Here is a 1878-nt window from a genome sequence, read left to right as displayed (position 1 = left end):
GTCCCGTCGGCCCGACATCGGGACCGTCGCGGCGCTGGCGGCCTGTCCCGTCAGCGTGACCCGCAGGATCGCGGACGCCGACAAAGCCTGGACGACGCCGACCGGTGATCCCGACTGTTCCAGTACGGGGCCGGCCTCGGCGGCGATCTCGAGATAAGCGAGGATCGCATCTGCCGGGCGTCTGGCCGTCGTGAGCGTGTCGGGGTCCAGACCGTGAGACTGCATGGCTTGGCGTTGGGTGACGTTGTAGGCGTCGTCCCAGTCCAGCACGTGCGGATCGAGCCGCCCGACCATGGCCTTGCTGCCGAGCCTGTGGGCGCCGAACCGGCCCGCCGCATCCTCAACGAACGCGACGACCTCGATCGCGTATCGCAGCGCCACACTCTGGTGGATCACCCGTTCGACGGCCGTGATCCCCAACAGTACGCCGAGCGTACCGTCGTAGCGGCTGGCATCTTCGCGCGTATCGATGTGACCACCGATCACGACCGCCGGGCCGCCCGGGACCGGTCCCTTGAGCCGGCCGATGAGGTTGCCGGCGGGATCGCGCCGGACCGTCAGGCCAGCCTCTTCCATCCAACCGCGGACGAGCGCTTCGGCCTCCGCCTGTTTGGGGCTGAAGACGCGCCGCGTCAGGTTCCACGGATAGGCGCTGATCTGAGCGAGGCGTTCGATGCGATCCATCATCCGCTGGCGTTCTCAGCGCTCATAGAAATACGTCGCGCATAGGCTGGGATCGTCCTCGCCACGCGGCTGCGTCTTGCCGGAAAACACCGCCATGGTGAGTTCCTTCCCGGCGGCACTCCGATACACCGCAATCCAGCGTGCCGCCGGTGAGCACAAGGTGTTCCCGTGCAGCAGGACGGGATTGAACGCACGGGTCACTTGCAGGAGCCGCGCGGGCTTCGGCCCCTGGTTCGTCCCGAACGCGTCGACGTCGGCTGCGACCGACAGCGGGAAGGTCTTGCCCGCAGCCACGAGCGCCGTCGGAGACAGCTCGATATCGCCTGTGATCCCGGTCGCGGTCTTGCTGGCCGCCGACCAATGCTCGGTCGTCGGGGCCGCCGCCGCTTGAAGCATCAATGAGACGAGAAGGATCGCTGCGGATGTAAGACGCATGTGGGACTACTCCCGGACCGGCCGATGGGGTCGGCATGATGTCGATGCCCGTCCTTCCGACGCCGCAGATAGGTCGCCGTGTCGACGAGCCAGTCGAACTCACTACGATGTGAGTGAACGACCTCCAGGGCGGCGGTCTTCTGCGAGACGAAAGCACGGTGCGCCCCTGCGCGAGGCACTGGGCGATCATGTTGCCGATCGTCTGGCTCTTGCCGGTCCAGGGCGGTTCGAACAGCACGAAGTCCTTGCCGCCGGCGGCGGCGAGGACCGCCAAGAGTTGCAAGGAATCCGCCGAGAGCGGCGCGAACACGGTCTCGGGCGGGTGCTCCCGGTCGAGGCGCGCTGGCTCGGGGAACGGTGTGCCATCACCGTAGGAGTGCTTGGGCGTATCGATGAGATGGCGGACGACTGGGTTGCGCTTCAAAACCTCAGCCTGGTCGACTAAGTCCCTTCCACAACAGGTACTCGGTGAAGGTGAAAGCCGAGAGCACGACGTCGGGCACCACTTCCCAGCCGCGCAGTTCCTTCACGTGCCGCTGCACGATCCGGAAGATGCCGTCGACGTCGTACCCGGACTCGTCTAGCGGCAGCTCCGCCTCCAACTCGGGCATGCGCAGCCGGTAATTCTCGCGCAGCATCTCCAGGAGGGTCGGATTGATCCGGACCTCGTCGTCGTGCCGCGCCAACCGGAAGCCGGCGCGCACGCTGGATCGCTTCAGTGAGACCGGGATGAGGAGGAGGGGGGCTCGGTAGGGGGCC

2 protein-coding genes and 1 pseudogene are annotated in these 1878 nt (G+C 66.8%); all 3 read right to left on the bottom strand.

What is annotated here, in order from left to right; translation table 11 throughout:
• Window positions 1–687: pseudogene (locus AO398_RS27100) on the bottom strand (Zn-dependent hydrolase); the annotation flags it as partial.
• 12 nt (window positions 688–699) lie between these two features.
• The gene (locus AO398_RS27095) at window positions 700–1080 is read right to left on the bottom strand and encodes a hypothetical protein (protein WP_058195399.1); all 381 of its coding nucleotides are present in this window, start codon (window positions 1078–1080) and stop codon (window positions 700–702) included.
• Window positions 1081–1547: 467 nt separating this feature from the next.
• Window positions 1548–1878 (bottom strand): DUF4011 domain-containing protein (locus AO398_RS29630; RefSeq protein WP_244498911.1); only part of this gene is annotated, 331 nt, incomplete at its 5' end.

This window comes from Methylobacterium sp. GXS13, assembly GCF_001455965.1.
Lineage (GTDB): Bacteria > Pseudomonadota > Alphaproteobacteria > Rhizobiales > Beijerinckiaceae > Methylobacterium.
The sequence above is the reverse complement of the archived record's forward strand: the minus strand, read 5'-3'. Positions and strand labels throughout refer to the sequence as shown.